22 protein-coding genes, 2 pseudogenes and 1 riboswitch are annotated in these 25487 nt (G+C 50.1%); of the genes and pseudogenes, 13 read left to right on the forward strand and 11 right to left on the reverse strand.

What is annotated here, in order from left to right:
- Window positions 1–24: 24 nt before the first annotated feature.
- The 5 genes and pseudogenes from C7433_RS15735 to C7433_RS15765 form a co-directional block, all read right to left on the reverse strand.
- A complete protein-coding gene (locus tag C7433_RS15735; protein ID WP_033742332.1) occupies window positions 25–522 on the reverse strand; it encodes a CS1 type fimbrial major subunit in 498 nt (165 codons plus the stop codon).
- Between the two features lie 33 nt (window positions 523–555).
- Entirely contained in the window at window positions 556–1290 is a 735-nt protein-coding gene (locus C7433_RS15740; RefSeq protein ID WP_110268517.1) for a fimbrial protein, read from the reverse strand.
- A gap of 1177 nt (window positions 1291–2467) precedes the next feature.
- A pseudogene (locus C7433_RS23940) lies at window positions 2468–2644 on the reverse strand (transposase domain-containing protein); the annotation flags it as partial.
- Window positions 2643–2840, reverse strand: a pseudogene (gene tnpB, locus C7433_RS15750) (IS66 family insertion sequence element accessory protein TnpB); the annotation flags it as partial. The pseudogenes tnpB and C7433_RS23940, both read right to left, overlap by 2 nt.
- A 468-nt stretch (window positions 2841–3308) precedes the next feature.
- Entirely contained in the window at window positions 3309–4082 is a 774-nt protein-coding gene (locus C7433_RS15765) for a YoaK family protein (protein WP_039339554.1), read from the reverse strand.
- A gap of 334 nt (window positions 4083–4416) precedes the next feature.
- Here C7433_RS15765 and C7433_RS15770 point away from each other — a divergent pair, with 334 nt between their 5' ends.
- Window positions 4417–4749 (forward strand): hypothetical protein, encoded by a 333-nt coding sequence (locus C7433_RS15770; protein ID WP_110268521.1) that lies wholly within the window; start codon window positions 4417–4419, stop codon window positions 4747–4749.
- A 22-nt stretch (window positions 4750–4771) separates the two neighbouring features.
- On the forward strand, window positions 4772–5143 hold the full coding sequence (locus C7433_RS15775; RefSeq protein ID WP_110268522.1) for a RidA family protein: 372 nt from the start codon (window positions 4772–4774) through the stop codon (window positions 5141–5143).
- A 1412-nt stretch (window positions 5144–6555) separates the two neighbouring features.
- On the opposite strand, the gene C7433_RS15780 is transcribed toward C7433_RS15775, so the two are convergent.
- From C7433_RS15780 to C7433_RS15800, 4 genes are all read right to left on the reverse strand, one after another.
- Window positions 6556–6735 (reverse strand): hypothetical protein, encoded by a 180-nt coding sequence (locus C7433_RS15780; RefSeq protein WP_110268523.1) that lies wholly within the window; start codon window positions 6733–6735, stop codon window positions 6556–6558.
- Window positions 6736–7630: 895 nt separating this feature from the next.
- A complete protein-coding gene (locus C7433_RS15785) occupies window positions 7631–8602 on the reverse strand; it encodes a ParB family protein (RefSeq protein ID WP_006122021.1) in 972 nt (323 codons plus the stop codon).
- A 7-nt stretch (window positions 8603–8609) separates the two neighbouring features.
- Window positions 8610–9809 carry an AAA family ATPase gene (locus C7433_RS15790; RefSeq protein WP_039339560.1) on the reverse strand — a complete coding sequence of 400 codons (1200 nt, stop codon included), beginning with the start codon at window positions 9807–9809 and terminating at the stop codon, window positions 8610–8612.
- Window positions 9810–11653: 1844 nt separating this feature from the next.
- A complete protein-coding gene (locus C7433_RS15800; protein ID WP_006122024.1) occupies window positions 11654–12583 on the reverse strand; it encodes a RepB family plasmid replication initiator protein in 930 nt (309 codons plus the stop codon).
- Window positions 12584–13043: 460 nt separating this feature from the next.
- Here C7433_RS15800 and C7433_RS15805 point away from each other — a divergent pair, with 460 nt between their 5' ends.
- Complete coding sequence (locus tag C7433_RS15805; protein ID WP_110268525.1) at window positions 13044–14414, forward strand: aldehyde dehydrogenase family protein; 1371 nt, start codon at window positions 13044–13046, stop codon at window positions 14412–14414.
- 127 nt (window positions 14415–14541) lie between these two features.
- On the opposite strand, the gene zigA is transcribed toward C7433_RS15805, so the two are convergent.
- A complete protein-coding gene (gene zigA, locus C7433_RS15810; protein ID WP_110268526.1) occupies window positions 14542–15774 on the reverse strand; it encodes a zinc metallochaperone GTPase ZigA in 1233 nt (410 codons plus the stop codon).
- Between the two features lie 220 nt (window positions 15775–15994).
- Between zigA and C7433_RS15815 the strand changes: the two genes are divergently transcribed.
- From C7433_RS15815 to C7433_RS15830, 4 genes are read left to right on the forward strand one after another with little or no spacing between them, the layout of a single operon-like run.
- On the forward strand, window positions 15995–17521 hold the full coding sequence (locus C7433_RS15815) for an ABC transporter substrate-binding protein (protein WP_110268527.1): 1527 nt from the start codon (window positions 15995–15997) through the stop codon (window positions 17519–17521).
- On the forward strand, window positions 17521–18456 hold the full coding sequence (locus C7433_RS15820; RefSeq protein WP_033742319.1) for an ABC transporter permease: 936 nt from the start codon (window positions 17521–17523) through the stop codon (window positions 18454–18456). The genes C7433_RS15815 and C7433_RS15820 overlap by 1 nt, the downstream gene beginning before the upstream one ends.
- Window positions 18453–19244: an ABC transporter permease gene (locus C7433_RS15825; protein WP_110268528.1), complete on the forward strand. Its 792-nt coding sequence runs from the start codon at window positions 18453–18455 to the stop codon at window positions 19242–19244. The genes C7433_RS15820 and C7433_RS15825 overlap by 4 nt, the downstream gene beginning before the upstream one ends.
- On the forward strand, window positions 19229–20641 hold the full coding sequence (locus C7433_RS15830) for an ABC transporter ATP-binding protein (protein ID WP_110268529.1): 1413 nt from the start codon (window positions 19229–19231) through the stop codon (window positions 20639–20641). The genes C7433_RS15825 and C7433_RS15830 overlap by 16 nt, the downstream gene beginning before the upstream one ends.
- A gap of 12 nt (window positions 20642–20653) precedes the next feature.
- Here the strand turns inward: C7433_RS15830 and C7433_RS15835 are convergent, their stop codons facing one another.
- Window positions 20654–21202, reverse strand: a complete 549-nt coding sequence (locus C7433_RS15835; protein WP_006122031.1) for a helix-turn-helix domain-containing protein — start codon at window positions 21200–21202, stop codon at window positions 20654–20656.
- A gap of 102 nt (window positions 21203–21304) precedes the next feature.
- Here C7433_RS15835 and C7433_RS15840 point away from each other — a divergent pair, with 102 nt between their 5' ends.
- The 6 genes from C7433_RS15840 to C7433_RS15865 all read left to right on the forward strand — a co-directional run bounded on the left by C7433_RS15840 (window position 21305) and on the right by C7433_RS15865 (window position 25482).
- Window positions 21305–21970 carry an AzlC family ABC transporter permease gene (locus C7433_RS15840; protein ID WP_039339577.1) on the forward strand — a complete coding sequence of 222 codons (666 nt, stop codon included), beginning with the start codon at window positions 21305–21307 and terminating at the stop codon, window positions 21968–21970.
- Window positions 21967–22287, forward strand: coding sequence for an AzlD domain-containing protein (locus C7433_RS15845; RefSeq protein ID WP_039339579.1), 321 nt, complete (start codon window positions 21967–21969; stop codon window positions 22285–22287). The genes C7433_RS15840 and C7433_RS15845 overlap by 4 nt, the downstream gene beginning before the upstream one ends.
- Window positions 22288–22364: 77 nt before the next feature.
- Window positions 22365–22484, forward strand: a riboswitch (TPP riboswitch).
- 138 nt (window positions 22485–22622) lie between these two features.
- The gene (locus C7433_RS15850) at window positions 22623–23567 is read left to right on the forward strand and encodes an FAD-dependent oxidoreductase (protein WP_054634067.1); all 945 of its coding nucleotides are present in this window, start codon (window positions 22623–22625) and stop codon (window positions 23565–23567) included.
- Window positions 23552–23749: a sulfur carrier protein ThiS gene (thiS, locus tag C7433_RS15855; protein ID WP_006122036.1), complete on the forward strand. Its 198-nt coding sequence runs from the start codon at window positions 23552–23554 to the stop codon at window positions 23747–23749. Before C7433_RS15850 ends, thiS begins: the two co-directional genes overlap by 16 nt.
- Window positions 23750–23751: 2 nt before the next feature.
- Window positions 23752–24510 (forward strand): thiazole synthase, encoded by a 759-nt coding sequence (locus C7433_RS15860; protein WP_033742314.1) that lies wholly within the window; start codon window positions 23752–23754, stop codon window positions 24508–24510.
- 9 nt (window positions 24511–24519) lie between these two features.
- The gene (locus tag C7433_RS15865) at window positions 24520–25482 is read left to right on the forward strand and encodes a HesA/MoeB/ThiF family protein (protein WP_110268530.1); all 963 of its coding nucleotides are present in this window, start codon (window positions 24520–24522) and stop codon (window positions 25480–25482) included.
- Window positions 25483–25487 lie beyond the last annotated feature (5 nt).

A 25487-nucleotide genomic window follows, 5' to 3' on the forward strand; every position in this document is an offset into this window, starting at 1 on the left:
TACCGTCAGGTATGAATTAATGAATCAGGAACTTGTAGCCTGGGACAGAATCAGGGAGACGGTCCCGCTGTACTCACCGGCAGTACTGACAACCCCCTTGGTTGTCTGGGATATCGCCAGGGGAATTGTGATTGAACCGTTAGTAATTCCGTTCGGGAAATAGGTGGCATATGACAGCGTCGACTTAGTTGTGCTAAGCGCGGTACCGTTCAGCGTCACCGTCAGCGGAATGGTGGTGGTAGTCGTGGATGCGCTCAGTTCCGGTGAACTGGCCAGGGCAACGTTCAGGTCGGCAGTGGTTGAGTTGGACCAGAGCTTAACATCTTTTGAGACTGTACCGAGTCCAGAACCCACAACATACTGCATGGCAATGGTGTCAGGTAAAACAGTGCCATCGGCCAGCGTGATGTCCACAGTCGGATCAATCGATGCCGTGACGGTGATGTTTTTTGTCACAGCATGCGCGGATGCGAACGTCAGCATGGCTGCAGAAAGCAGTGAACAGGAAAGAATTTTTTTCATCAGATACCCTTAAATCAACTGTTATTAAAAGTGTTATGGCAATACCTCAGGCGCAATCTCCTTAATATTGCCGGTTGTAACGTCTGTATATTTAAACTTGTAATGTTCGCCTGGTCTGAACGTAAAATCTTTAAGGATGACATGCATGTCTGGATAAATTGTTTTCACTTTGCTTTGCCATTTACAGCGCCCCTGCTTATCACAAATGCCGATTTCCTTTAAAGGCAACCTGACCGTGCCATCATTTACGATTTCAGATGAGCCAGGACGGTATTTCATGCTGACAACTACATTCTCAGGTGGAACATGCAATAAAACACCCCAGATAATATTGACACCCACCCGGGTGGAAATATCTTTATTTGATTTTTCCCCGGTAATTTCTGAATTGAAGGTATTGTTACCCACAGATTCAAAGTAAATACGCCAGGTTGTTTCTTTCTCTGGTGGCAGCATTGATACAATGCGGACAATCCTTTCGCTACCGGCTGCCAACGCAATTTTTGAGGGCACAACAGCAATACCGGTATCACCACCAATATCAGACACAACCTCACGCTCCTGCGGCGTGCCGGGATTTTCTATCCGTTTCAGCGTCACTTTAACAAATTGTACATCATCATCTTTTGATAAAAGCCTGAGTTGCCTGGTGCCTTTGTCATTCAGAGAGACTTCCATCGGGTAGACGTACATGGCCGCGGCAGCATCTGCGGTTATAAAAAAACAATAAATCGCAGTCACACCGAAAATAAGTGAACGAAGCTGCATGACAAACCTCACTGGCATTAATGTTCATTTATCTGAACCGTCAACATTCAGATTAAAATAATTTCAGACCCAACATGACTGAGAGCGGAAATAAATGGCCCCGGCCGTTGATGATGGCATATAACCATATTGACGGCGCAACGAGACCTGCACGGGAAACAGAAACCTGTGACTGCATCAGTCGCTCTGGATAAAAACGTTATTTCATGCATCAACTTAAAAGTCAGAGATCATTTCCTGCGGAACAACAGACCAGAGCGGAGTTAACTTCCTGTCACAGAGTATTCATCCCGGAAAAAACATACTCCCATCATCATGCCCGACAAGACACTCAACTAACTTTCCCTGAACCTATTTCAGTTCTGCCTCCCTGGGGTATGTATCGCATACATAGTCAAAAAAGATATATTTTGTCCCCACTGAATAAACCCGTAAATCCTAATCCTGTCTTTAAGAATACTGCGCATCAGTGATGACTGAAGCCAACTTGTCATACCGGATTTATTCCCTTCATTCCTTTAGCATAAATAAGCATCCTGCCGCCCTTATCAGATGGATAAATATTTTTTAACAGATACGGCAATACCCCGCGGGGGTAAGAACTTTCCGAAAAAATAAAATCAAGCGCATTATGCACAACGACACACCGACGTCAAACCCGATCATAAAAAGGCATCTGATAGTTATCAACTATCAAAAAAACAAGTATCGATCGTTTTCCACAGCTAGTGGATTATGCAAATAAACACATATCATATTGAAAATAAAGATGATATTTAGCACGCACCTGCTGCATTTATGAGCATAGCGTTTGAATGTATGTGAAATTCTCAGGGAAAAATGGTTCCGCAAAAAAAACTTTTATTTGATATATGACAATATTTACGTTGCGGCACCAAATTAATCCTTTTCATTTTGATAATGGAAAATACACACTCCTTCCAGGAAGACAGCAATTGGAGCCACATTATTTTCATTTGAAAGATAAACTGAGTTTACATCCCAATAAATTTCCTTTTAAAACTTAAAACCCTGAGATTATTAGCGCCGTATTAGTTACTCCAGTTGCAATTAATAAGTATGTAACTGGACAATATGAAATAAGCCCCCAAAGCCACCCCGTCAGAATCTATGATAATGGAGAGGTGAAAGTGAAGAAGGTTTAAGGGCGAGAAATTTACAGAAATGTAGGCGTACAGAGAGAACCGTAATGACGAACAAGGACGACTCGGTTGGCAGGACGATGCGCCCGGTTTATCGGCCAGTCAGCAATAACGTCCTGGACATGCCGGAAATCGCTTTCAGGTTCCACATCGTTCAGTTTGCACGTCCCTATCAGGCTGCACATCAGCGCCATCGCGGACTGACGGCCAGGCGAAGCGGCCGCGCTCCAGCCGTTTGGTCAGCAGGCACAGCCCGTCACTGGCAGACCACAGCCGTATGATCTGACTGCCGCTGCGGCCCGGGAAGATGAAGACGTGGCCGGACATCGGATCGTCTTTCAGCGTCGTCTGCACTTTTGTGGCGAGGCCATTGAAACCGTTACGCATGTCGGTGATACCGGCAACCAGCCAGATTTTGGTGCCTGTTGGTAACGGGATTACCGTTTGAACGCCTGTATCAGCAGGGTCAGCAGATTTTTGCTGACCCTACCCTTGAGGCGGAGCGTTCCGTGCCGGAACGTTACCTCACAGCCAATATTAAGGGTTCCCGGATCCTCTGCGAGTGGCTCTGACTGTACGGCAGCTGCATCGAGAGTCACAGGAAGTAGCTGAGGACTCTCTGAAGAGGGTAATAGCAGCTTTCCCTCACGCTATTGTTGGTGCCATTTAAACAACAGATTGGCGTAAATGCCATTTCAAGCGCCAGCTTTTAAATGAATTTCCCGGGTTCGCAGGGGACAGCAACGCGCTGCTGTTTAAATTCAGGAGAATAATCAGGGCAGTCTTTACGCCTGCCGGGAGTCATATTTTTCTGCATATCTGACACTTCGGTTCCCACTACTTATTTGGTGAACATCACTTTGTCGGATGCTTCAGATTATGAGCAGACGGTTTGCGCTGTACGCTTACCTTTTTTGCATTATTCAGGGTGATTATTATGGCGCTTGTCGCGAGGGTGATAAGGAAAATACCTAATGCAATCATCGCATTAAATCCATAACCTTTAAAAAGCATTAAACCGGCGATACACCCGGACAAAAATGAAAAGACGGTGGTCAGATGGGTATGCAACTGTTTCTGTGCAAAACGTCTGTCGCAGGGTTCGGCACGAGAAACGAACGAAGAGACGTACGTGCCAAGTGCAATTCCGGCATCAGTAAGCGTACCTGTGATATGTGTAGATCGAACACGACCATTTGAGAGTTGGGTAGACGTCGCATTATGCAATCCCATCAGGAAAGCCAGCATCAATAACACTTCACCATTATACTCAGGAGAATAAAACATTTTCTCGAACAGCGAAGCAGACGTCAGAGCAATTCCTTCAGCCAGGATAATCTGACAAAAAACCGTCCTTATTTTTCGCCTTTCTCCGGCAATGATAAATAATCTTGCCGACGTGCATCCAACAACAAACGCCATAATTAATCCAGCAAGAAAGATGAGGCTGTCAAAATCGGATGTAAAAACTTCAGTTGAAATTTGAGAGGTATTTCCACTCATATGTGACGGAAAAAAACCAAACGCGCCAAGCGCCATGGCATTAAGAATACCTGCCGTTGTCGCTAATGCCAGAGCAAGATAACGGTCTTCGGTATGTGAACGCAATTTCTTCTTTTTTATCAGCATATGATTCCCCTGTTACTGTTTTTCCGCACCATTTATGATTTCGCCTGTTGTAGATTTTTTAGCATAGTCGGTTTTAAGAACCGTAACGGTAAATACAGACTAGTCTGGACAGTTAACACCCTAATTATATTGATATTTACAGTTATTTACAGGAAACGAAAAGGCGCGTAAAAATGTTAAAAATGGGTGTTCGCAGTTGATTTAATAAAACAACGAAAGACTGTTTCGCTTGTTTCCCCAGCCATGTGCTTTAACAACACTTCATGTTTATGGCAGGATACGCAACCAAACTCGTAACTGTGCAGACTGTCAGTCATATTTTTAAGGTTGTATCATGGCAAAGGTTGGTCCTAAATTTATTGTTCCTGTAATTATTGTGCTGGCTTGCCTGGCCTGGTGGCTCGTTCCGCATTATGATGCGGAAGAGGAAGCTTATTATGTATCAGTGCTCTGTGCAGTGCCTCAGCAAAATGAACATCAGATATACAATGCAATGAATAATGTTATCGAAGGCAGTAACTCTGATTATGCATTGCAAAAAATCCATTTTATCCCAGGACTGGCTAAACGTGTCATCACTGTCTGGAAAAATCTGACGCCCGACCAGCAGCAACTCGCCGCCAGTAATAATACGAAGTGCCAGCACTTGCTCACCCACAATAAATAACTGCGCAAAAGGTCACTTAATCATGCTGCAACGTAAAAATTACGCTGCGCTAGGTCAGATAACAGCGCCATATGTTCACGCCGTCAGCCATAATGGAACACTGTATGTTTCAGGCCATACCGCCCACGGCACGACAGCAAGCCAGCGTGACATAGCAGCTCAGGCAGAAGCGATATTCGATCAGCTTGAGGTTATCGCCAGCGCTGAGCAAACGTCGTTAGAGAATTTGATAAAGGTGACCCTGTTCATTACTTCATTCACTGATATTGATGCACTTCGTAAGGTATTGTTTAAACGCTATGGCACCGCTCTCCCAGCCAGTTCACTGGTTCAGGTTAGCGCCCTCTTTGCACCTGAATTGTTAATTGAGATTGAGGCGATCATCGCACTTTAAGAAAAGTTCGCCCTGCCCTTTTCATATGTGTAATGTCACCAACGGGTAAGAACATGCTTTTCGTACAGCATGTTCTTAATGTATTTTCCATCTCCTATCCTTTTCTGACTTCACATCGTTTCAGATAAGTACGGTACACGTTTGCTCTGCACGTTGACGTGGTATTCCTCTTATGACGCCGGCTTTTATACTTTCCCCTCTTGGCTATCTGGTTTTCAGGCATGCTCAACGCGAAAGATGCTGGCTGGCTATTAATATTGCAGCGATCGCGCTTGTATTCATACTTATGAAAGCTTTTTGACATGCCATACAGATATGCCACATTGTCGTTGCGATACGAATAACAAACCGAGTGGCTGACGTTTCGCAGCTCACTTATCAGCCTGTCGCATACCTGTCATAACCAGAATTGCGGTTTATCTGCATAAGGCTTTCTCATTCAGACAAACTGGCTGTATCTGTCAAAAGGCACCTGATTAGTGAAGTCGTATTTCGCGTGGGCCTTCGTAAAAGGGATTCATTCAGAAACCCATGACATGTGAATTTCAGCCTGAAATCGCCAAAGAGAAGCACTGATTACAGTGAATGTTTGAGTATTCACTGTAGTCAGTTCGCGTGAACAGATGACTGCGTTATTGGCACGCTTATTCTAGAAACAGATAAAAAGGACGGCTAACAGCGATGCTGCGGCGATGTTAAGATCGAAGCTAGTGGCAGCTCTAGACCGCTTGATATTAAGGTCATTGAGCCGGCCTGAAAGACAAGCGCGCTGAACATGAATCACGGACAGCAATACGGGTACCGCAGGCTTGCGATATGCAGCAAGCCGCTAAAATGTCACGGTCATCTTAGTTGGACGCGCATTTTATAGTGCCGTGATTTATTAAGTTTAACTTTTACCCGATTTCGCTTTGCGGCCTTCCGGATTATATTAATTCTGTATTTCTTCAATAACGATGCGAGTCAGTTTCAGCGTGATGAGTTGTAAACATTGACTCAGGCGCGTAACCGCATTCACGGCTTAGCTTTTAGCGTCCGCCCGGAAAGGTTGATGACCAAATTTCAGCCTGAAATCGCCAAACTCATTTGGCTCACTGATTACAGTGAACATGTAGCAGACGTCCACTGTAATCAGTAATCAACTGCATTTTTACATATAGCCCCTTCAGGCTAAGCGAGAGATCTCATGTCATTGCCATACTCATCCCAGGCTGCGCATCGCGCCGTCAGTAAACGGCATATTCCTGACTAACAGCGGTATCAATGCGTGGCAAGTGATTCACTGTAATCTGTAGTGTGAAGCATCGGCAAGCGTCAAAGCCTGAGCAACATGCTCAGGGCACCAGAATACTGATTACAGTGAATTCAATATTAAAACCTGAGCTCCCATCGCTTTGTCCTTTTGAACATGATTAGCCGGAGCAGATGTAATAAGCCTTTCTTTGTTTTCTAAAAGTGAGATTAAAGCCAATGATTGTGTCACCTGCATTCTGGTGCCTGAAACGTTTTGCGGCCGATTCAACAGCAATGATACTGACGCAACCCGCAGGCTTAAGCGGTTTTATTAATACAACGAGAATTTGCATCATCATTCACAGCGCCTTACAGAAAAAGGGGTGATATCATTTGTCTCACCTTTCCTCACTCGCTGGCCCCAGTCCTGCAGTGTGCGGGCGACTACAGGCTTCACTTTTAAAGAAAGGAGGGATGAGGGCGCTAATCAGCGTGTGGCAGAGATTCGGGCAAAATCGTGATGGTGCCATGCATTGACAACTTTGGCTTATTCATTACCAAATACTTTCCCGTTAGCACATCATCATACAGAGTGATTTATCCATCACAGCCTTAGTTATCCACTTTTTCTGTGGATAACTAAGGGATATTTTCTGTATATCGTCATTATTGATAATTTTATTGTTTATCAGATTTTCTCGCGGCAAATAAGTTTAGTGAGGATACGGTGTCAGCTCATATCGATGAGGTTTACATTGCTGGCAGTTTTAGAAAAATTTCAGGGTGAAATCGCCAAAATAAAAGCTATATAATACAAGCATATATAAGAGAAAATCGCAAATTTATCGCCGTTATAGCGTAACATCAAAGCATTCCATCACTCCTTCAAACTTTCCTTTTAGTACGAACAGTCGAGAGACAGCACGAAGAGCTGATAAAAGCGTAAGCGGTTGAACAAATATCATCCATAAGATGATTATAAGACCGGATTTCTGAACGTCAGGCTTTCATTACAGTCTTACAGATCATGCACAATTTCGACCAGCACAGCCAAGACCCGAAACAGAATTTCGGGCGAAATTTTACGGCACTGAGATAAAAAAGAACCTATTTTTCAATATATTAATATCGACAAGGAAGATTATTAGATGGCGATTTCAGCCTGAAATTGCGAGTGTAAATAGCAGCATAAACAAAGCAGGAAGGGAGGAAAGAAACCAGGCAAAGGCTATTTGCCTGGTCAGGGTTAGACGCTCATCGTGTCATGAACTTTTTCAGGGTTTCTGAGATCACTTTATCCAGCTCATCCTGCAGCTCTTTAGACTGGCGATTAAATTCATAACTGAACATCCTTCCTCGCGTTTTTTTACGCGCAAAACGATCTTTATCTGCGAAAGACCACAGCGCAATGGCAGTGGTTTTGTCTTTTTCGGGCTCTTTAATCAACGTCTGGCTGCCCTGACGGATTAAGCGAAGAATATTATTCTTTAGCTCATCTTCAGCTAAATTTTCACGCGCTCTGACCACATCGATTTCAGCAGAAATCGCATTAATCAATGCGTCAACTGATTGCCCTGTTTCACTGAGCTTGTCTGAAGCCTGGAGCAGAGCTTTATAATCAGGATAAGTCAGTTCAGATTGATTGGGGAAAAGCGAAATCAGATCGGCAGGCACACTCGCCGCCTGTAATGCACGGGTCACTTTAGCCTGAGACAGCCCCTGATTTTCAGCTATTTCTTTTTGTGAAAGTCCGCCTTCTTTAAGCGCAAGCAAACGCATGCCGACTTCACGTAAATTATGTTCGCGCGCCGTCTGTATATCCTGAGCAAGCTTGCGTGCCTCATCGGACGTGATTGCAGCATCGGTAACCAACACATCAAGACCGGTTTTACAGTGCAACGCTGCGGCCCGTCGCCTTGAACCATCCAGTATCTCGATACGTTCGTCCTGCATGATGCCAATGGCAGGAAAAAACTGCTGGAGTTTGATGGTACGAATAATGTCGCGTAATGAATCAGGTGTAAGACCAGACTGGTCGCGACCATTGGTTTCCATATTTACGAAGGTTTTAGCAGCCACTTCGCTGGCAGGTATATGATTAAACCTGAACACGGCGCGTTTCCCCGTCGAAAGCACAAAGGTTTGTGAGGGGAGTTCAGAGGATTTTTCGGTAGTTAACGGCGTCTGGCTGAAGGTTCGACCAATCGTTATTCTTTTTGCACTCATAAAAACCTCAGTTCAGGCGAATAAATTCGATGCGGTCAAAAACCGCTTTTGCAAAATCTTCAGCGGCAGAACGCGCATTTTTTAGCGCTTCGCTGCTGCCCACATAGGTGGATGGATTAGCAGATATAACGGTGTCAAATGACTCTCCACAGCGTTCAAAACCATCCAGTCGCGGAAGCGTTGCATCTAACATATCGCCGCCAAAAATTTCTTTAGCGAGACTGTGACACAGCTTATGGTCAGCTTTATTCGAGAGTTTCGACATAAAGCCGATATTTCCCTGAAGGCGACACTCTGCCCCCGATTCTTCAATGATGCCAATCAACTCAGGTAAACGCGTCAGATATTTGAGAGTGGAATGAAAATCCACCTGTGCAGGCGGCACCGGCGTCATCAGAAGATCAGAAGCAGCAATCGCGTTCTTTAAAAAGGCATCCAGATGGGGACCACTGTCGATGAAGATAAAGTCATAATCTTTTTTGAGTTTTGAGACAACATTGTCATAAAGCACTGAATGAACATTCTGTCCTGGAAGATGCGTGGCACAGAGCTCATCCCAGCTAGATGCAATAAACGCATCATCGATGGAGGCGGGCAGCACATCTACGCCCGGAATGATGGACGATACGATAAACTCATTCACCAGCTCGTCACGACTCACGTTCTGTAGCATGGCCTGCGCGGCCGTAGCCTCAACCAAACCGACTGAGCGTTCATGATTTAAAAACATGGTCGCTGAGGATTGTGGGTCAAGATCGATAACCAGAATGCGCAGGTCTTCATAGAGCAGGTGAGGGTGAGCGCGAAGCGCATGCGCCAGAGAAACTGTCGAAACGGTTTTAGATACGCCGCCTTTTAAATTTCCGACAAACAACGTAAAGGCTTCAGGATGGCGATCACGGTATTTCGGTACGCCGCGATGGTGATAGATATCAATGATATTCTGTATGGACATGGCGTATTTGACCGAACTTCCCGCAGCGCGCTTATCAAACTGGTAGCCACTTTCTTCCATCTCATTGACAGCATAATCCACACTGGCGCGGGTTAATTTTGGCAGTTTAGCCAGCGCAGCCTTCGCATAAATCTGGTAATAACTGTTTTCCTGTAACTCAAGCTTTTGCGCCTGAATTTGTTCAGTAAGGCTCAATAGCATCCGTTCAGAACGCTGAGCAACTTTCATGACCTGACTGTCATCGTTAGCCATACTTACTCCAGATATGTAGGATTTACGACTTTATACCTAAATCCTGCACATCGGGCAAGAATTTATCTTATAAACGCTATCCTGTGTTTAATGCTGAACTTATGATTTATGTGACGCTATACACATAATTTACTGTAATAAGCATCTGCGATGCGTTCAGGAGTGGACTATACAGGAGGATGAACTTAATCCGTCTCGCCCATACAGCTGGACAAAAATACCGTGAGGCTATCTTCGCTCGGTTTATACAGGAAAAGTAGAACGTCAGTACGTACAACGAGAAGCGAACATTCACTGTAATCAGTAAAGCCCGCCGATCACATGAGCGCAAAACTGCGTAGCAGAGGGTCAGCAGCTACCGCGCTTGTGGCGTCACTGCTGGCGAATGTATTTAACGGGCATCTGACCAGCAGGTGCCTTTTAACCTGTATTCGTTCACTGTAATCAGTAAAAGATTCACTGTATTCAGTAGCGGATGAGCGCCGAGCGTGTGGCCAGAATCAGGATGACAGACAGCTAAAACAGCACAGCAGGTGATTCAGCATCAATATCTATTACTCAGACTCAGCGGGGGCGTTCTGGACCCATCCTGTGTTCACTGAAGCAAGCTGTGTCTCAATGCTAACTCTCTAAAAATCTGACAGAGCGAACATATACATCCGCAATGTTCACTATAATCAGTATCCCTTCCAGTTGCCTGCAGATGAAAAGCCTGACCACAGAGATGCCGCTATTTGCCACACGACTTGCTTCTGTCGCAACAGATGTGGAAAGGCATCGACTAAAACATTCACTGTAATCAGTAAGCGATGCCGGGCCAGCTTCAAGGCCGGGCCTGGCGATAAAGACGTAGCGATACAGACCGTGACGAGCCTTTAGCGAAAAATAAACAGGGAAGGGGAATGACGTAAACATTCACTGTAATCAGTAGCAGAAAACCCATACCAGCGTGGCAGTCTTTGTTGTCGGGTAGAGAAGTCCGGAAGAGGCTTCATCAGCCCGGTCCCCTGAATATTCACTGTAATCAGTAACACTTGCAGCCTTCAGAAGGAGAAAATGCTCATGGCATCAGGCTGGAAAGGCTATAAGAATGATACGCTTTCCAATAACATTCACTGTAATCAGTAAACGCCCTGATCTGAATCAGCCGCTGCCTGACATTGTGGTCCATCCATGACACGTTGATAGCGTTCACTGTAATCAGTAAACGTAGCTGCCACCGTCAGTAATCTGGATCTAACTTCGGAACGTTCACTGTAATCAGCAGGAACCTCGTGACGAACAGAGGACAGATTCACTGGAATCAGTAAATGCATTTTGTCGGCTTAACCCGTCATAACATTCACTGTAATCAGCGTTACCACTAACCCTGTCACTTTTTTACTGTGATTGTTCATTAATGCCAACGTGTTCAACCCTGCGTTGTCCAACCCAAAAAAAACCAAATAAAATCAATTAATTAATAAAAAAATTCACTATAGTCAGTTATATCATTCTCCACAAACGTTCACTGTAACCAGTAAAAGGCAGGGCGCGAATAAACGCAGCCAGTATTCACTGTAATCAGTAAGACGAGGCAAAAAAGGATAAGCAGAAAATCAATAAAATAATAGTAAGCACATACTTACTTATAAGTCATTGAAATATTATTAAAATAAAATCAGATGGCAGACGTTCCAACAGCATAACTTCAGCGGCGTTACTGACTATAGTGAATGCCGCTGATTACAGTGAATGATTGTAGGTAAGGAGTGAAAGAAGTATATGAACTGGCGTGCAGTGTCACTTTTTCGTTAAAAGTGACACTGCAACGCAAAACTTACTGATTACAGTAAATGCGCGCGCTATTCTTCAAATTCAATGTCTTCAAGGGTATCAATGCCTTCAAGATTGCCGATACCATCCAGTTTAGGCGTCCTGCTGTGGATAATGAAAAACACAGAGCGTCCGCGTTTGACTTCAGAATAGTCGAGATAGCCAATCTCTTTAAGCTGCTCCATTGCGCGTCGCACAACGTGGTTCTGCGTCGTAATTTTAGATCCTAAATTCAGGCGCATACGCAGGCGTGCCAGTGATATAGGCGCAGGGTTGGTGGGAAGGCTCTCAAGGAACGTATAGAGCGCCTGAGCCGATTCTTTACGTTTCAGACGGGAGATGGCGCGTAGCTGAAGTAAAACCTTGTGATCGAAGTTATAGAGCTCAAAAAGCTTGGGATCAGCTTGTATGCGAACAATATCTTTTTCACGATCATAGTAGGCAGACTGAACAAGGTGCGTGTGATAGGCCTTACCGTTTCCTTCAAAGGACAGCGTATTGGTCGCAATTCGCCGTAGGGATGCATCAAGCCGCTTACGTAAGGCAGCAGAAGAGTTTGCTGAAGGTATTCCACACATTTTAACGAAATCGATGAAGGGCAGCGTGACCGTATCGCCCTGAGTAGGATAACGCGAAAAAGACTGGATGATGCCTGCCCATGTCTTGAAATCATTATCCATATCCAGCCTGGCACCGGTGATGGTAATCTTTTCATACCCTTCCGCTTTCACCAGCGAGAGGTTTTTAAGTTCTTTCGTCGCATCCGTGGACGCCATCGCGCCTGAAATCCCCCGCGCGGTGGATTTAAGGGTTGGTACAAACAGTCCCAGTCGCATCAAGGCAACAGGCTGAACAGTGTTATTTTTATTGGGATGAAGCTGAATAACTTCACCGCTGTTTTTAGTCACAGACAGAAAAGGCTCTAGTAACGCTTTGTTTTCACTATCTTTATCTGCCATGGGATAAGATCTTCATTCTGTGGATGAAAAGGATCGTTTTCTGATTACAGTGAACATTAGCACTGATTATAGTGAACTTTCTACAGTGTGTAGTGAATAAAGTACTGATTACAGTGAATAGTTTGCTGATTACAGTGAACACCAACCCCCTCTCAGCCCTTGTGTGGTGCGGCCTGCAGCGATCGGGGATCTCTTTGGATCTATTATGGATCTCTCTATGATCGTTATATAGGAACTATTCACTGTATAAGTGGATAACTCAGCGATAACAGATCATAGTGATGTTTCTCTGAATAGCGTTTTTTTTTAAAAAAGATAAGGTAACTGCCACCCGTCCCGGACAAACGCACTCACTTGTACCTTCATTTTTCAGAAACAAGTTCATCACTATTATTCATTTTTCATCAGTATTACTACGGCGTATGGTGACAGAATTTCGTCATTACTAAGGATCACGATCATGACTGACTTTGCCATTTCGCGTAATCCCACAACGGGTGAAATTCTTGCAAAATATCCAATGCAAACCGCTTCTGAACTGGAGCAGACGTTAGACTCAAGTGCCAAGGCCAGTAAAGCGTGGCGGCAAAGCAGCATGGACATGCGTGTCAACGTACTTCGTCAACTGAGCGAACAACTTCGCCAGCGTGAGCCAGAACTGACGCGAATGATAACCCTGGAAATGGGTAAACCTGTTGCACAGGCAAGAGCAGAGATCCTGAAATGTGCCAGTTTGTGTGACTGGTACGCTGAATTTGGCCCTGCCATGCTGCAAGACCAACCCTCACAGATTCCCGATGCGTGGCAGTCATTCCGGCCAATCGGGACTATTCTGGCGGTAATGCCCTGGAATTTCCCCTTCTGGCAGGTTCTGCGCGGTGCTGTAGGGATGCTGCTGGCGGGTAACACTTATCTGCTGAAACACGCCCCTAATGTCATGGGAAGCGCAATGCTGATGGCAGAACTGTTCGATGCTACAGATCTGCCTGAAGGCGGTTTTAACCTGATAAACGTCGATAACGAAGGCGTTTCAACCGCAATCCGGGATGATCGCATCGCAGCGGTTGCAGTAACAGGCAGCGTCCGGGCGGGTGCCGCTATAGCTGCCCAGGCGGGTGCGGCGCTGAAAAAAACCGTGCTGGAGTTAGGTGGTTCAGATCCTTTCATCGTGCTGGCTGATGCTGATCTTGATGAAGCCGTTAAATCCGCAGTCACAGGCCGTTTCCAGAACACCGGGCAGGTTTGTATGGCAGCGAAACGCTTTATCGTTGAAGCGCCGATTGCGGAAGCGTTTGAAATGCGTTTTGTTGAAGCCGTTAAGGCGCTTAAAATCGGCGATCCGCTGGATGAACAAACGTACATTGGCCCAATGGCCCGTTACGATCTCCGCGATGAACTGGATGAACAGGTCAAAGCGAGTCTGCGTGAAGGTGCACGTCTGGTGTTAGGTGGCGAAAAAATAGCAGGGCAGGGCAATTATTATGCACCGACGATCCTGTCTGATGTAACAAGTGACATGACAGCATTCAGGCAAGAGCTTTTTGGGCCTGTCGCCGCTATCGCAGTCGCCCGTGATGCGGATCATGCGCTGGAAATCGCTAATAACAGCGAATTCGGACTCAGTGCAACGGTATGGACGAACAACACCGATCGTGCTGAGCAGATGACGGCAAACCTCGAAGTGGGTGCTGTATTTATCAATGGCAATGGTGCATCCGATCCACGCGTGACTATCGGTGGCGTGAAGAAGAGCGGCTATGGTCGTGAGTTATCGCACTTTGGCGTCCATGAGTTCTGTAATATTCAGACAGTCTGGAAAAACCGGCGCTAACCAGTATTTTATTATCCCCTGAGTCTACACCGGCGCAGCAGTGCGCCGGCTTACTGTCTTTTCCCATCGGATAACAACATTGATTTCTGCCTGACACAAAACAGGATCCTTTGCAGAAAAAGATCCGTTACGATTCTGCGTCATCGAACCAGCCGGGCAGGGGATCGGAAAGCGTCACCCAGTATCCCGGCCCCGCCGCCATTTCCTGAGGGGTTAACAAGGCGTGATCAAGCGCAGCACGCACTGCCGTTTCATCCATATCGATGCCGATAAAAACCAGTTCCTGTCGTGCATCGCCCGTCCCGTCTATCCAGTTGTCGGCAATAAACGCGAGGGATTCACTGTCCTGTGGCCATTTATCACGCGGGATACTGGCCCACCAGCTGCCTGCATAGCCATGCCGGGCTATCGCACCCGCCTGAGACCACAACGCTGCATATTCAGGACGGCTGGCCAGCCAGAAATAACCTTTCGAACGGATCACCCCCTCAAGCTGATGATTAACCGCATGCCAGAATCGTTCAGGATGAAACGGACGTCTTGCGCGATAGACAAAGCTACGAATACCGTACTCTTCTGTTTCTGGCTGATGCTCGCCGCGAAGTTCTTTTAGCCAGCCTGGTGCCTGAGCGGCCTGGTCAAAGTCAAACAGGCCGGTATCCAGTACCTGATCGAGCGGAACATTACCAAAATGGCTGGTGATAATGCGCGCCCGTGGATTCAACCTGTGCAGCATCGCTTTGAGCGTACGTTGATCCTCATGGCTGATAAGATCGGTTTTGTTCACAATCAAAACATCGCAAAATTCAATCTGATCGATCAGCAAATCCACAACCGAGCGCTCATCCTCTTCGCCCAGTGATTCGCCACGCGCCTGTAAGGAGTCCAGTGAACGGTAGTCACGAAGAAAGTTATAACCATCCACAACAGTGATCATGGTATCCAGCCTTGCCACCGTCGACAGGCTTTCACCTTCTTCATCGGCAAAGGTAAACGTTTCGGCAACGGGCAGCGGTTCGGAAATGCCGGTTGATTCAATGACCAGATGGTCGAAACGACCTTCCGACGCCAGCCGTTTCACCTCCAGCAAAAGATCCTCACGTAGCGTGCAGCAGATGCAGCCGTTACTCATTTCCACCAGCTTTTCATCCGTACGAGACAGTGCCGCACCGCCATTACGTACTAAGGCTGCATCGATGTTGACTTCCGACATGTCATTGACAATCACGGCGATGCGCCTGCCTTCACGGTTATTGAGGATATGGTTGAGAAGGGTGGTTTTGCCTGCCCCGAGAAAGCCGGACAGCACGGAAACGGGCAAACGTTTGTCTGTGGGCGATGAAAGAGAGTGGCCTGACATGAAGTGATCCTCAAATGGCGAATATATTATGTTATAACATAACAAAATAGCGGCCATTTTCAATATGCTTTGTTGGATTCAGGGTTTCCATTTCTTTGCTGTTAAGACTGAAAGCGAGCAGGCTGATGCGACTGGCTGAGCGTTAAACGGGTTCATATTTTAATTGTTATGTTATAACATAATTAATTCTGGGAAACATTATGTGGTAAACAGACATATCATGACACAATTCAAATACTGGTTTTTCGGTACGCTTACTGGCCTGCTGTTTGCGTCATTAAGTGCTTACGCCGATCGCAATCAGCCCGTTCGCATTGCCGCACCTTTCGAGATTAAAGGTCCCGATCCCGCCCTTTCAGGCGACATTCTGCTTCGTATGGATGTGGTGGAAACGCTGGTGGAAACGGATGAGAAAGGCAAGGCGGTACCCGCGTTAGCCGAAAGCTGGGACATTTCGCCTGATGGGCTGCAATGGCATTTTACGCTGCGGAGCAACGCCCATTTTCATAATGGATCGCCTGTTACTGCTGAGAGCGTCGTAAAATCGCTGAATACCGCCCGCAGTAAGCCAGGTTTACTCGACAAGGCACCCATTACGTCGGTCAGCGGAGAAGATCGGCGTGTGACGGTCACGCTGAGCGAGCCTTTCACGCCGCTGCTGGCAGTGCTGGCTGAAAGCCGTTCGCAAATCCTCGCGCTGAGTTCCTGGGACGATACTAATACCATTACGCGCGTCATCGGCAGTGGCCCTTTCCAGCTCGTCAGTTTCCAGCCACCTCAGTCACTGAGTGTAAAACGGTTTGAAGGATACTGGGGAGAGAAACCCAGCATTGAACGTGCCCGTTATTTGTCCGCGGGTCGGGCCGAAACGCGCGCATTACTTGCAGAAAGTGGTGATGCGGATTACGTCTTTAATCTGGACGCCGCCAGCCGTCAGCGCTTGTCACACAAAAGTTCACTACAGGTGCTTACCGTTTCCGTACCCCGTACGGTGATGCTGAAGCTGAACGTCGCTCATCCGTTCCTGAAGGAACAAACCACGCGCGAAGCGCTCAGCCTGGCGATCAATCGGAATGCGCTGTCTGCGGCCATATTACGCTATCCCGGTGCGGCAACACAGATGTTCCCGCCCTCTATGGCCGGGTGGCACAACGCGTCTTTACAGCCTCTGGATTATGCTCCTCAGCTTGCCGCCGCCTTACTGGCACAGTCCGGATGGATGTCCGGCCGGGACGGCATGTTAACCCGCGCTGGCCAGCGCTTTACCCTCACGCTGCTGACATATCCCGATCGCCCCGAGCTGCCCTTAATCGCCGTGGTCATTCAGCAACAACTGCGAGAGGTCGGGATCGAGGTCATCATCAATTCAACCAATTCCAGTGAGATACCCGCGCGTCATCATGATGGCAGCCTGCAAATGGCGCTCTATGCCCGTAATTTCGCCCTGACGCCGGATCCTGGCGGCACGCTACTTCAGGATTACGGTTCGCAGGGAGGTGACTGGGGCGCAATGAACTGGCACGACAACGCGTTTGATAAGGCGCTCAGCACGCTTTCACGTAGCAACGATCCTGATCAACGACAGCAGGCAAGAGCGGTCATCACCGCCGCATTACAGCGTGATTTACCGGTTATTCCGGTTGCCTGGTACCAGCAGTCAGCAGCAGTAAACGCGAAGCTCGCCGCCATAAAACTGGATCCCTTTGAACGCCATTTTGGCCTGCGTGAAATGAAATGGACGGAATAATGCTTAAACAACTCGTCTGGCGCCTGGGTCAGGCTGCCTTTGTGATTTTTGCCGTCGGTATTTTAACGTTCGTTTTAGTACAGGCGTTACCGGGCGATATGGCGTGGCGCATTGCGTCGGGACGATATGGTTATGACCGGGTCGACCTGGCGGCGGTTACCCGCGTGCAGCAACAGCTGACGGACTTTTCCGCTCAGGGAAATGCACTATGGCACTGGATGTGGGATCTGCTGCGCTTCGATTTCGGGCGATCTCTCGTCTCAGGGGAGCCGGTCAGCAGTGAGCTGGGCTGGCAGTTAACACAAACCCTTGCTCTGGCCGGTGTAGCACTGCTGATGATGTTGATTCTCATTATTCCTGCGGGGGTCTGGGCAGGATGTCGGCCGGGCGGTGTTGTTGATCGGCTCATTAACGTGCTGGCACCCACGTTTAAATCGATTCCACATTTTGCCCTGGGTTTACTTCTGATTATGTTGTTTTCGCTGCGCCTGAACTGGCTACCCAGTGCGGGGCATGGGGAAGGGCAACATGTCATCCTCCCGGCGCTGACGCTGGCATTAACGTTGAGCGCGGTAGGGGCGCGTGTTGTCCGTGAGGCAACCTGTCAGGCTGTGAAAGCAGGCTGGTATCGCTGGGGAGCGCAAAAGGGCCTTTCCGCGCCGCACCTGTTCTGGCGACATGGTTTGCGCAATCTCAGTGTCCCTGTCGTCACCTGGATCGGCATGCAGTTCGTCTGGTTAGTGGAAGGTGTGGTGGTGATCGAAACTCTTTTTGCCTGGCCAGGTGTCGGACACGCGCTGGTACATGCGATTTTTGCCCGGGATGTTCCGGTGATTCAGGCCAGTGCGGTGGTACTGGGATTGACCTTTGTCACCTTAAATATGCTTGTTGATGGCGTGTGTTATGTCCTGGATCCCCGAGGTAAACGCGTATGACGTACCGCCAAAAAACGGGGCTGGTGATAATTTTAACCTTGCTGGCCTTTGCGTGGCTGATGCCGTTGTTGAATCAGAACGATCCCCTGCAGCAGGATCTGTTGCAGATGTTAACGCCACCCTCGGATAACGCGTGGCTGGGTTATGACCATTTAGGGCGTTCGATGCTGGCGCGCCTGAGTGCGGCGCTGCGATTGTCGCTGGGGCTGGCGGCCCTGTGTGTGATTACAGCAATGCTTATGGGGCTGCTGGCGGGAATAGCCAGCGCCTGGTACGGCGGATGGGTCGATCGACTTTTCGGTATGCTTGCCGACATGTGTCTGGCGCTGCCGGGCCTGCTGTTAGTCCTGCTGCTCGCCGCAATCGCACCTGACGCGCCGCTCATGTTATGGCTGGGACTTTCACTGGTACTGTGGGTGGAATTTTTCCGTGTGACGCGCGCCACGCTGCGGCCTGTGGTCATGTCGCCAGCCGTTCAGTCATCTTCACTGCTTGGCTTCTCCATTGTTTATCTCTTTCGCCGACATCTTTGGCCGGCCCTGTCTCCGTTATTGCTGACACTGACCGTCTATGCATTCAGCAATGCCATTATGGCCGTATCGGCGCTGGGATTTATCAGTGTTGGCGTTCGTCCACCCACACCTGAGCTGGGCCTGATGATGACGGAGCTGTTCCCCTATGCCTGGGAAGCGCCCTGGCTATTACTGCAGCCTGTGGTTGTGCTGTTTATCCTGCTGGAGGGGCTGAATTTGTTGGTCAACAAGGAGCGCAAATGGCAAGTATCGTAATCAAACAGGTCGCCGTCTTCGCGGATACCTGCATTGTTGAGCCTGTAAGTCTGAGCATCCATCCCGGCAGGCCCGTCACCTTCATTGGTGAGACAGGATCGGGAAAAAGTTTGTTTGCGCAGGCGATTTTCGGCGCCTTACCCGACGGACTGCGGGCTGAAGGAACAGTAGTCATTGACGGGCAGCAATATAATCTGCAAACCGATCTGACAGCACTCCGTGCGCTGTGGGGACACCGTATTGCCGCGTTACCTCAGGAGCCCTTGCTGGCGCTTGATCCGACGATGCGTGTGAAAGGCCAGACAGAAGAGGGTTATCGGTACATACAGGGGTACACGCGTCAGGGCGCACAGCAGGCGGCAGGTTTGGCGCTGGACTCGCTGGGGCTGGCCCACGCGGCAGAGCGTTTCCCCTGGCAGCTTTCCGGTGGAATGGCCCAACGGGTGTGCTTTGCCGCTGCGCGGGCGGGCGGTGCCACTCTGCTTATCGCGGATGAACCGACGAAAGGACTGGATGTGGCGCGACGGGACGAAATTGGTGACATGCTCAACCTGGCCGTAGCCCGCGGCGAAGCCTTGCTGACCATCACCCATGATATCGCACTGGCCAGGCAGTTAGGCGGTGACATTGTCGTGATGCATAAGGGAAAGGTGATTGAGCAGGGCAATGCCACGCAAGTCCTGAATGCGCCGCAGAAGGCTTATACGAAACAGTTGCTGGCCGCCGAACCCCATGCCTGGCCACCAGCCACGTTGTTGCCCTGTGATGACACCCTCGTATTACGGGCCGAAGGGCTTACTCTGAAACGCGCCGGGAAAACGTTGTTCCGCAATGTAAATTTATGCTTTCGCGCCGGTGAAATCGTTGGGCTTTATGGTGAGAGCGGCAGTGGCAAAAGCAGCCTGGGAGATACGCTATCGGGCTTGATTAAGCCCGATAAGGGAACGATAACCCGACCGGGCAGGTTTCATCCGTTGCGTTATCAAAAACTGTACCAGGATCCTTCTGCGGTTTTTCCACCGGATATCACTATGGCCCAGATCATCGACGATCTGCTGCAGCGCCACACAATCCCGGTGAGGCGACGTGATGAGCGGATGCGGCAATTGGGGCTCGGACAGGCGTTGTTACACCGTCCGGCTTCAGGATTGTCAGGCGGTGAGCTTCAACGGTTTTCTCTGCTTCGGGCGATGTTGCTGAATCCCGTGTTCCTGTTTGCCGATGAACCCACGTCGCGTCTCGATCCTGTGGTTCAGCAACAGACGCTGGCCTTACTGACTGACCTGGCCATGCAGCAACGCTGCGCCATTCTGCTGGTCAGTCATGATCTCACGCTACTTGAGAAGAGTGCACACCGGGTCATTTCCCTTGATGCGATTAGCCTGCCTGATGACTGAGGCAGAGCACCCTCAGATGTGCTCCATGACCAGCACGGCCAGCGTATCCGGCTCCAGCGCACGAAAAATATGTTCAGTGTCGCCGGGATAGCTGATGTAGTCGCCCGGTGCCAGTTCGACGGGCGAGTCTGTGGGCCCGACCAGCGCGCGTCCCTGAGTCAAGATGAGATGCTCAATGGTGTTCGGCGAATGCGGTTGCGAGCGGCGCTCGCTGCCGGGCTGGATGTGCAGCAGATAGATATCCCGTCGCGCACCGGGCGGACAGGTTGCCAGCAGGACGGCTTTATAATCCGCCTGCTCGGCGGCAACGGCAGGGCCTTCACCGCGACGAATAACCTGCAGGCGGTTCGCTTCCGGCTCCATCAGGCGGGCAAACGGAATATTCAGGGCAACGCAAAGTGACCACAACGTCTCAATGCCAGGATTACCGTTCCCCGCCTCAAGTTGAGAAAGGGTCGACTTTGCTATGCCAGCCCGACGCGCGACTTCTGCGAGAGTCAGTCCTGCCCGCTGGCGCTCTCTGACTAAACTGCTGGCGATAATATCAATGGGTGTACTCATCCTGCATCCTGTTCGTTATAGCGAACGTATCGTTCATCTTGTAATGCTGCTGCGGTCCGTTCATTATAATGGGTATATCGTTCGTTATGGGATCTAATCGTGATGCTGGATAAAAAAGAGACGCTGGACAAGGGCGTGATAAAAGCCATTTTCCTTGTCTGTCTTGCCGATGGCATTGTTGGCCTGTCATATGGTTCGCTCGCTCTTGCAGAGGGTTTTCCGTTTTGGGTGCCGCTGGCGTTATCGACGCTGGTGCTGGCGGGGGCGTCGGAGTTCCTGTTTATCGGTATCGTGGCGGGCGGTGGCAGTCCTCTCACGGCGGCAGCGGCGGGGCTGTTGGTCAATGCGCGTCATCTTCCCTTTGGCATCACTGTCAAGGATTTGGTCGGTCAGGGCAGACGGGGTCTGCTAGGATGCCACATCATGAATGACGAAAGTGTCGTGTTTGGCATTTCCCAGCCTACGCTGGCGCAACGTCGCCAGGCATTCTGGATATGCGGCATCAGTATTGGCGTGATCTGGCCTGTGACCGTAATGGCTGGCGCGGCGATAGGGCAGTTTATTCCGAATGTGTCTGCTATCGGCCTGGATGCGGTCTTTCCCGCGATCCTGATTGCGCTGATCTTTCCTGCCTTACGCAAAGCGCGCACCCGCATTCCTGCTATGACTGGTGCGTTTTTGTCGCTGGTGGTCACGCCTTTCGTACCTGCCGGTATGCCCGTATTGTTTTCCTTGCTGGGCCTCTTTACATGGAGATCGCGCAAATGAATCACGCCATGATTATTGCAGGTATTGCGTTGCTGGCTGCTGGCACCTACGCCATCCGTTTCGCGGGTGTTAAACTCGGCAATCGTCTGCCCGTCAGTGAACGAACCCAAAACATGTTATCCGATGCTGCCACTGTACTGCTGCTTGCGGTTGCGGCAACCACCACGCTGTTTGAAGGCCAGCATTTTGCAGGGATGGCCAGAGTGCTGGGCGTCGGGTTTGCCCTGTTCCTTGCCTGGCGTAGAGCTCCGCTGATTTTCATTATTCTGAGCGCGGCCTGCATGACGGCGTTGTTGCGCTATATGGGTGTACCCTGAATGCGCTATTTATCTTGCCGGACCCGGCGATAAATTGCGTGTCAGCCTTGACGAACAGCGTCGCTTAAAATACAACTAGAACCCGTCAGGGGAGTCTCGCCAGAGAGACTGAGAGGCTAATAGCGCCATGCGCGGCTTAGCGACCCTTAGAACCTGACCCAGTTGATACTGGCGTAGGAAGACGGGCATCTGCGCATCGCGTAGATGCTTGCCGCAGAGCCTGTTTCTGTCAGGCTTGTGCTTTTTCCCTTCTTGTATCGCGGGTCTCTGAGAGCTAACAGAGAGGCCAATGTGACTATCCTTATTCCGTTTTTACCCCATCAGGATGGCGGACAATGAGCCGCTGGTCAGTGCTGGGCAGCGGTGTATCCGGACTCTGTATCGCGACGTTACTGGCCGAACACGGCGAGAAGGTTGAAGTCATTACACGACCGAATTGTCAGGCGGCGTCCTACTGGGCTGGCGGCATGCTGGCCCCCTGGTGTGAGGCAGAAAGTGCGCCTCAGCAGGTCGTTGAATGGGGACAGCACGCTGCAGCGTGGTGGGCAGCCCGCGTAAGTGGCGTTGAACAGCAGGGCACACTCGTGCTCACGCCACCGCGTGACAGCGCCGAACTTACCCGGTTTGCCAGCATGACCCTAGCGCATCAGTGGGTTGCGCCAGGTGACATCGAACCCGCGCTGGAAAACCGCTTCGCCCGGGGATTATTTTTCCCGGCTGAAGCGCATCTCGATCCGCGTCAGGCAATGCAACAGTTACGTGCACGTCTGGTCAGCGCGGGCGTCAGTATTCACGCTGGCAAGCCCAGCGGACGCATTATTGATTGCCGCGGTATTCATGCGCGTGAGGCACAGCCAGCCTTGCGTGCGGTGCGGGGCGAAATGCTAATACTGCAAACGGATGAGATCACGTTTTCCCGACCTTTACGCCTGCTGCATCCCCGTTTTCCTTGCTATCTGGTTCCCCGGGCGCAGGGGCACTTTATGCTCGGGGCCACCATGGTTGAGAGTCAGGATACCAGCCCCATCAGCGCGCGTGCCATGATGGAGCTGCTGAGCGCTGCTTACAGCATTCATCCTGCGCTTGCCGAAGCGCGCATTATCGAAAGCGGGACGGGGTTACGTCCTGCTTATCACGACAACCTGCCCGACGTGCGTTATGAAAACGGTGTCTTTTCCATTAACGGCATGTATCGCCATGGCTTTTTGCTGGCACCGGTTATGGCCGAAAAGCTCATGCATCAACTTGCAACAGAGAGACTACTATGCGAATCGAACTAAATGGTCGTGCTATAGAGACGAAAGCCGGGACGCTTGCGGAGTTGTTAGAAGAGCAGGGCATTGACGCTGGCTGTGTGGCCAGTGCCCTCGATGGAACCTTTGTTCCCAGAGAGCGCTATGCCTCACAGTTGCTTGAGGCCAACTGCCGTCTGGAAGTGCTGTCGCCAATGCAGGGAGGTTAATCATGTTTTACGACTACACGGGCGACTCCCGTTTTTTACTGGGCACGGCCGGTTATCCCTCACCGGATATTCTTCAGCAGGCTGTTGTGGCCTCCGGTGCGGATATCATCACGGTCAGTCTGCGTCGGGAAGGAAGTCAGGGTGGGGCCTTTCGCGATTTACTGAAAACGCTGAATAAGCGCGTGTTACCCAATACGGCGGGTTGCCATACCGTCAGGGAAGCCGTCACGACGGCGCATATGGCGCGCGAACTGTTTGCCACGCCGTGGATCAAACTGGAAGTGATCGGGCACGCGGATACCCTGCAACCGGATCCTTTCGCCCTGGTGGAGGCCGCCCGTATTTTATGTGCCGAAGGTTTTCATGTTTTTCCTTACACCACAGAAGATCTGATTGTGGGCGAAAAACTGCTGGAAGCGGGCTGTCAGGTGCTGATGCCCTGGGGCGCGCCCATTGGCTCGGGGCAGGGGCTACGCAATATTGACGGTTTACGCACCATGCGTGCCTGGTTTAAAGACGTTCCGCTGATCATTGACGCAGGGATCGGTGCTCCCAGCCAGGCGGCGCAGGCGATGGAGCTGGGCTTTGATGCCGTGTTGCTGAATACCGCCGTCGCGAAATCCCACGATCCGGTACGCATGGCGGGAGCGTTTGCCAGTGCCATTCAGTCAGGACATCAGGCGCGGTTGGCCGGCATGATGGAACGTCGGGATATGGCGGTCGCCTCCACGCCCGTTTTTGGTCTGGCGCAGTTCAGTTAAGGAGCGAAAATGTCGCGATATCAACGACAGACTATGTTGCCCGAAGTCGGGGATGAGGGGCAGCAGGCGCTGGCTGCAGCCCGCGTTCTGGTCGTGGGCGCGGGTGGACTCGCGTCAACCCTGTTGCCCCTGCTCGCAGGTGCCGGCGTGGGCTATATCCGGCTGTATGATCATGATGTCGTGACGCTGCATAATTTGCATCGCCAGACGTTGTTTACCGTTGCCGACATTGGCGAGCCCAAGGTTTTCTGCGCGCAGCGTGCGCTGGCGCAACGCAATCCTGACATACTCATCGAGCCGCATGTTGATGCCCTGCGTGCCAGCATTATCGATACGGCAATGGCAGGGATTGATTTGGTCATTGACGCCGCAGACAATTTTGCAGTGACCTATCTGCTCTCCGACAACTGCTATGCCCGACGAATTCCCCTGGTGAGTGCCTCAGTGCTGGGAAGACAAGGCTATGTTGGCGGATTCTGCGGCGGAGCGCCCAGCTATCGCGCGCTGTTTCCCCGTTTACCCAAAGCATCAGGCAACTGCAACACTGCGGGGGTTTTAGGCCCGGCGGTCGCCACCTTAGGCGCAATGCAGGCTCAGATGGCGCTCAGCATACTGCTAACGCTGTCGCCGTCACCGTTAGGGTGCATGATTAACTGTGATTTTGTGTCATGGCAACTGCGTCAGTTCCGCTTTGACGCGGCACCGGAACCGGAAAAACCCGGGATTCCGTTTATTGACCCTGCCTTGTTGACGCCAGACGACTGCGTGGTGGAGCTACGTGGGATGGATGAAGCCCCCGTGAGCGTCAGCACGAATGCTGAGAGGCTACTGCCACAGGATATTGCCTGCTGGCAGCCGCCCGCGGATAAGCGCATTGTTCTGGTCTGCGCCAGCGGCATGCGTGCCGCTCAGGCCGCGCAGGCACTGGAGGCGCGTGGCTGTGAGCGGCTGGCCATCATCGCCGACCGCTAAATCTG

The organism is Pantoea sp. PNA 03-3 (assembly GCF_003201175.1).
GTDB lineage: Bacteria > Pseudomonadota > Gammaproteobacteria > Enterobacterales > Enterobacteriaceae > Pantoea > Pantoea stewartii.

Bases quoted from the DNA above. Each gene is read 5' to 3' on its own strand.
- C7433_RS15820 (WP_033742319.1), top strand. From the start codon at position 17,521: ATGCTTAAACAACTCGTCTGGCGCCTGGGTCAGGCTGCCTTTGTGATT.
- C7433_RS15770 (WP_110268521.1), top strand. From the start codon at position 4,417: ATGGCAAAGGTTGGTCCTAAATTTATTGTTCCTGTAATTATTGTGCTG.
- C7433_RS15860 (WP_033742314.1), top strand. From the start codon at position 23,752: ATGTTTTACGACTACACGGGCGACTCCCGTTTTTTACTGGGCACGGCC.
- thiS (WP_006122036.1), top strand. From the start codon at position 23,552: ATGCGAATCGAACTAAATGGTCGTGCTATAGAGACGAAAGCCGGGACG.
- C7433_RS15780 (WP_110268523.1), bottom strand. From the start codon at position 6,735: ATGATGATGCAAATTCTCGTTGTATTAATAAAACCGCTTAAGCCTGCG.
- C7433_RS15735 (WP_033742332.1), bottom strand. From the start codon at position 522: ATGAAAAAAATTCTTTCCTGTTCACTGCTTTCTGCAGCCATGCTGACG.
- C7433_RS15830 (WP_110268529.1), top strand. From the start codon at position 19,229: ATGGCAAGTATCGTAATCAAACAGGTCGCCGTCTTCGCGGATACCTGC.
- zigA (WP_110268526.1), bottom strand. From the start codon at position 15,774: ATGTCAGGCCACTCTCTTTCATCGCCCACAGACAAACGTTTGCCCGTT.
- C7433_RS15805 (WP_110268525.1), top strand. From the start codon at position 13,044: ATGACTGACTTTGCCATTTCGCGTAATCCCACAACGGGTGAAATTCTT.
- C7433_RS15790 (WP_039339560.1), bottom strand. From the start codon at position 9,809: ATGGCTAACGATGACAGTCAGGTCATGAAAGTTGCTCAGCGTTCTGAA.
- C7433_RS15845 (WP_039339579.1), top strand. From the start codon at position 21,967: ATGAATCACGCCATGATTATTGCAGGTATTGCGTTGCTGGCTGCTGGC.
- C7433_RS15785 (WP_006122021.1), bottom strand. From the start codon at position 8,602: ATGAGTGCAAAAAGAATAACGATTGGTCGAACCTTCAGCCAGACGCCG.
- C7433_RS15765 (WP_039339554.1), bottom strand. From the start codon at position 4,082: ATGCTGATAAAAAAGAAGAAATTGCGTTCACATACCGAAGACCGTTAT.
- C7433_RS15840 (WP_039339577.1), top strand. From the start codon at position 21,305: ATGCTGGATAAAAAAGAGACGCTGGACAAGGGCGTGATAAAAGCCATT.
- C7433_RS15835 (WP_006122031.1), bottom strand. From the start codon at position 21,202: ATGAGTACACCCATTGATATTATCGCCAGCAGTTTAGTCAGAGAGCGC.
- C7433_RS15865 (WP_110268530.1), top strand. From the start codon at position 24,520: ATGTCGCGATATCAACGACAGACTATGTTGCCCGAAGTCGGGGATGAG.
- C7433_RS15775 (WP_110268522.1), top strand. From the start codon at position 4,772: ATGCTGCAACGTAAAAATTACGCTGCGCTAGGTCAGATAACAGCGCCA.
- C7433_RS15740 (WP_110268517.1), bottom strand. From the start codon at position 1,290: ATGCAGCTTCGTTCACTTATTTTCGGTGTGACTGCGATTTATTGTTTT.
- C7433_RS15850 (WP_054634067.1), top strand. From the start codon at position 22,623: ATGAGCCGCTGGTCAGTGCTGGGCAGCGGTGTATCCGGACTCTGTATC.
- C7433_RS15800 (WP_006122024.1), bottom strand. From the start codon at position 12,583: ATGGCAGATAAAGATAGTGAAAACAAAGCGTTACTAGAGCCTTTTCTG.
- C7433_RS15815 (WP_110268527.1), top strand. From the start codon at position 15,995: ATGACACAATTCAAATACTGGTTTTTCGGTACGCTTACTGGCCTGCTG.
- C7433_RS15825 (WP_110268528.1), top strand. From the start codon at position 18,453: ATGACGTACCGCCAAAAAACGGGGCTGGTGATAATTTTAACCTTGCTG.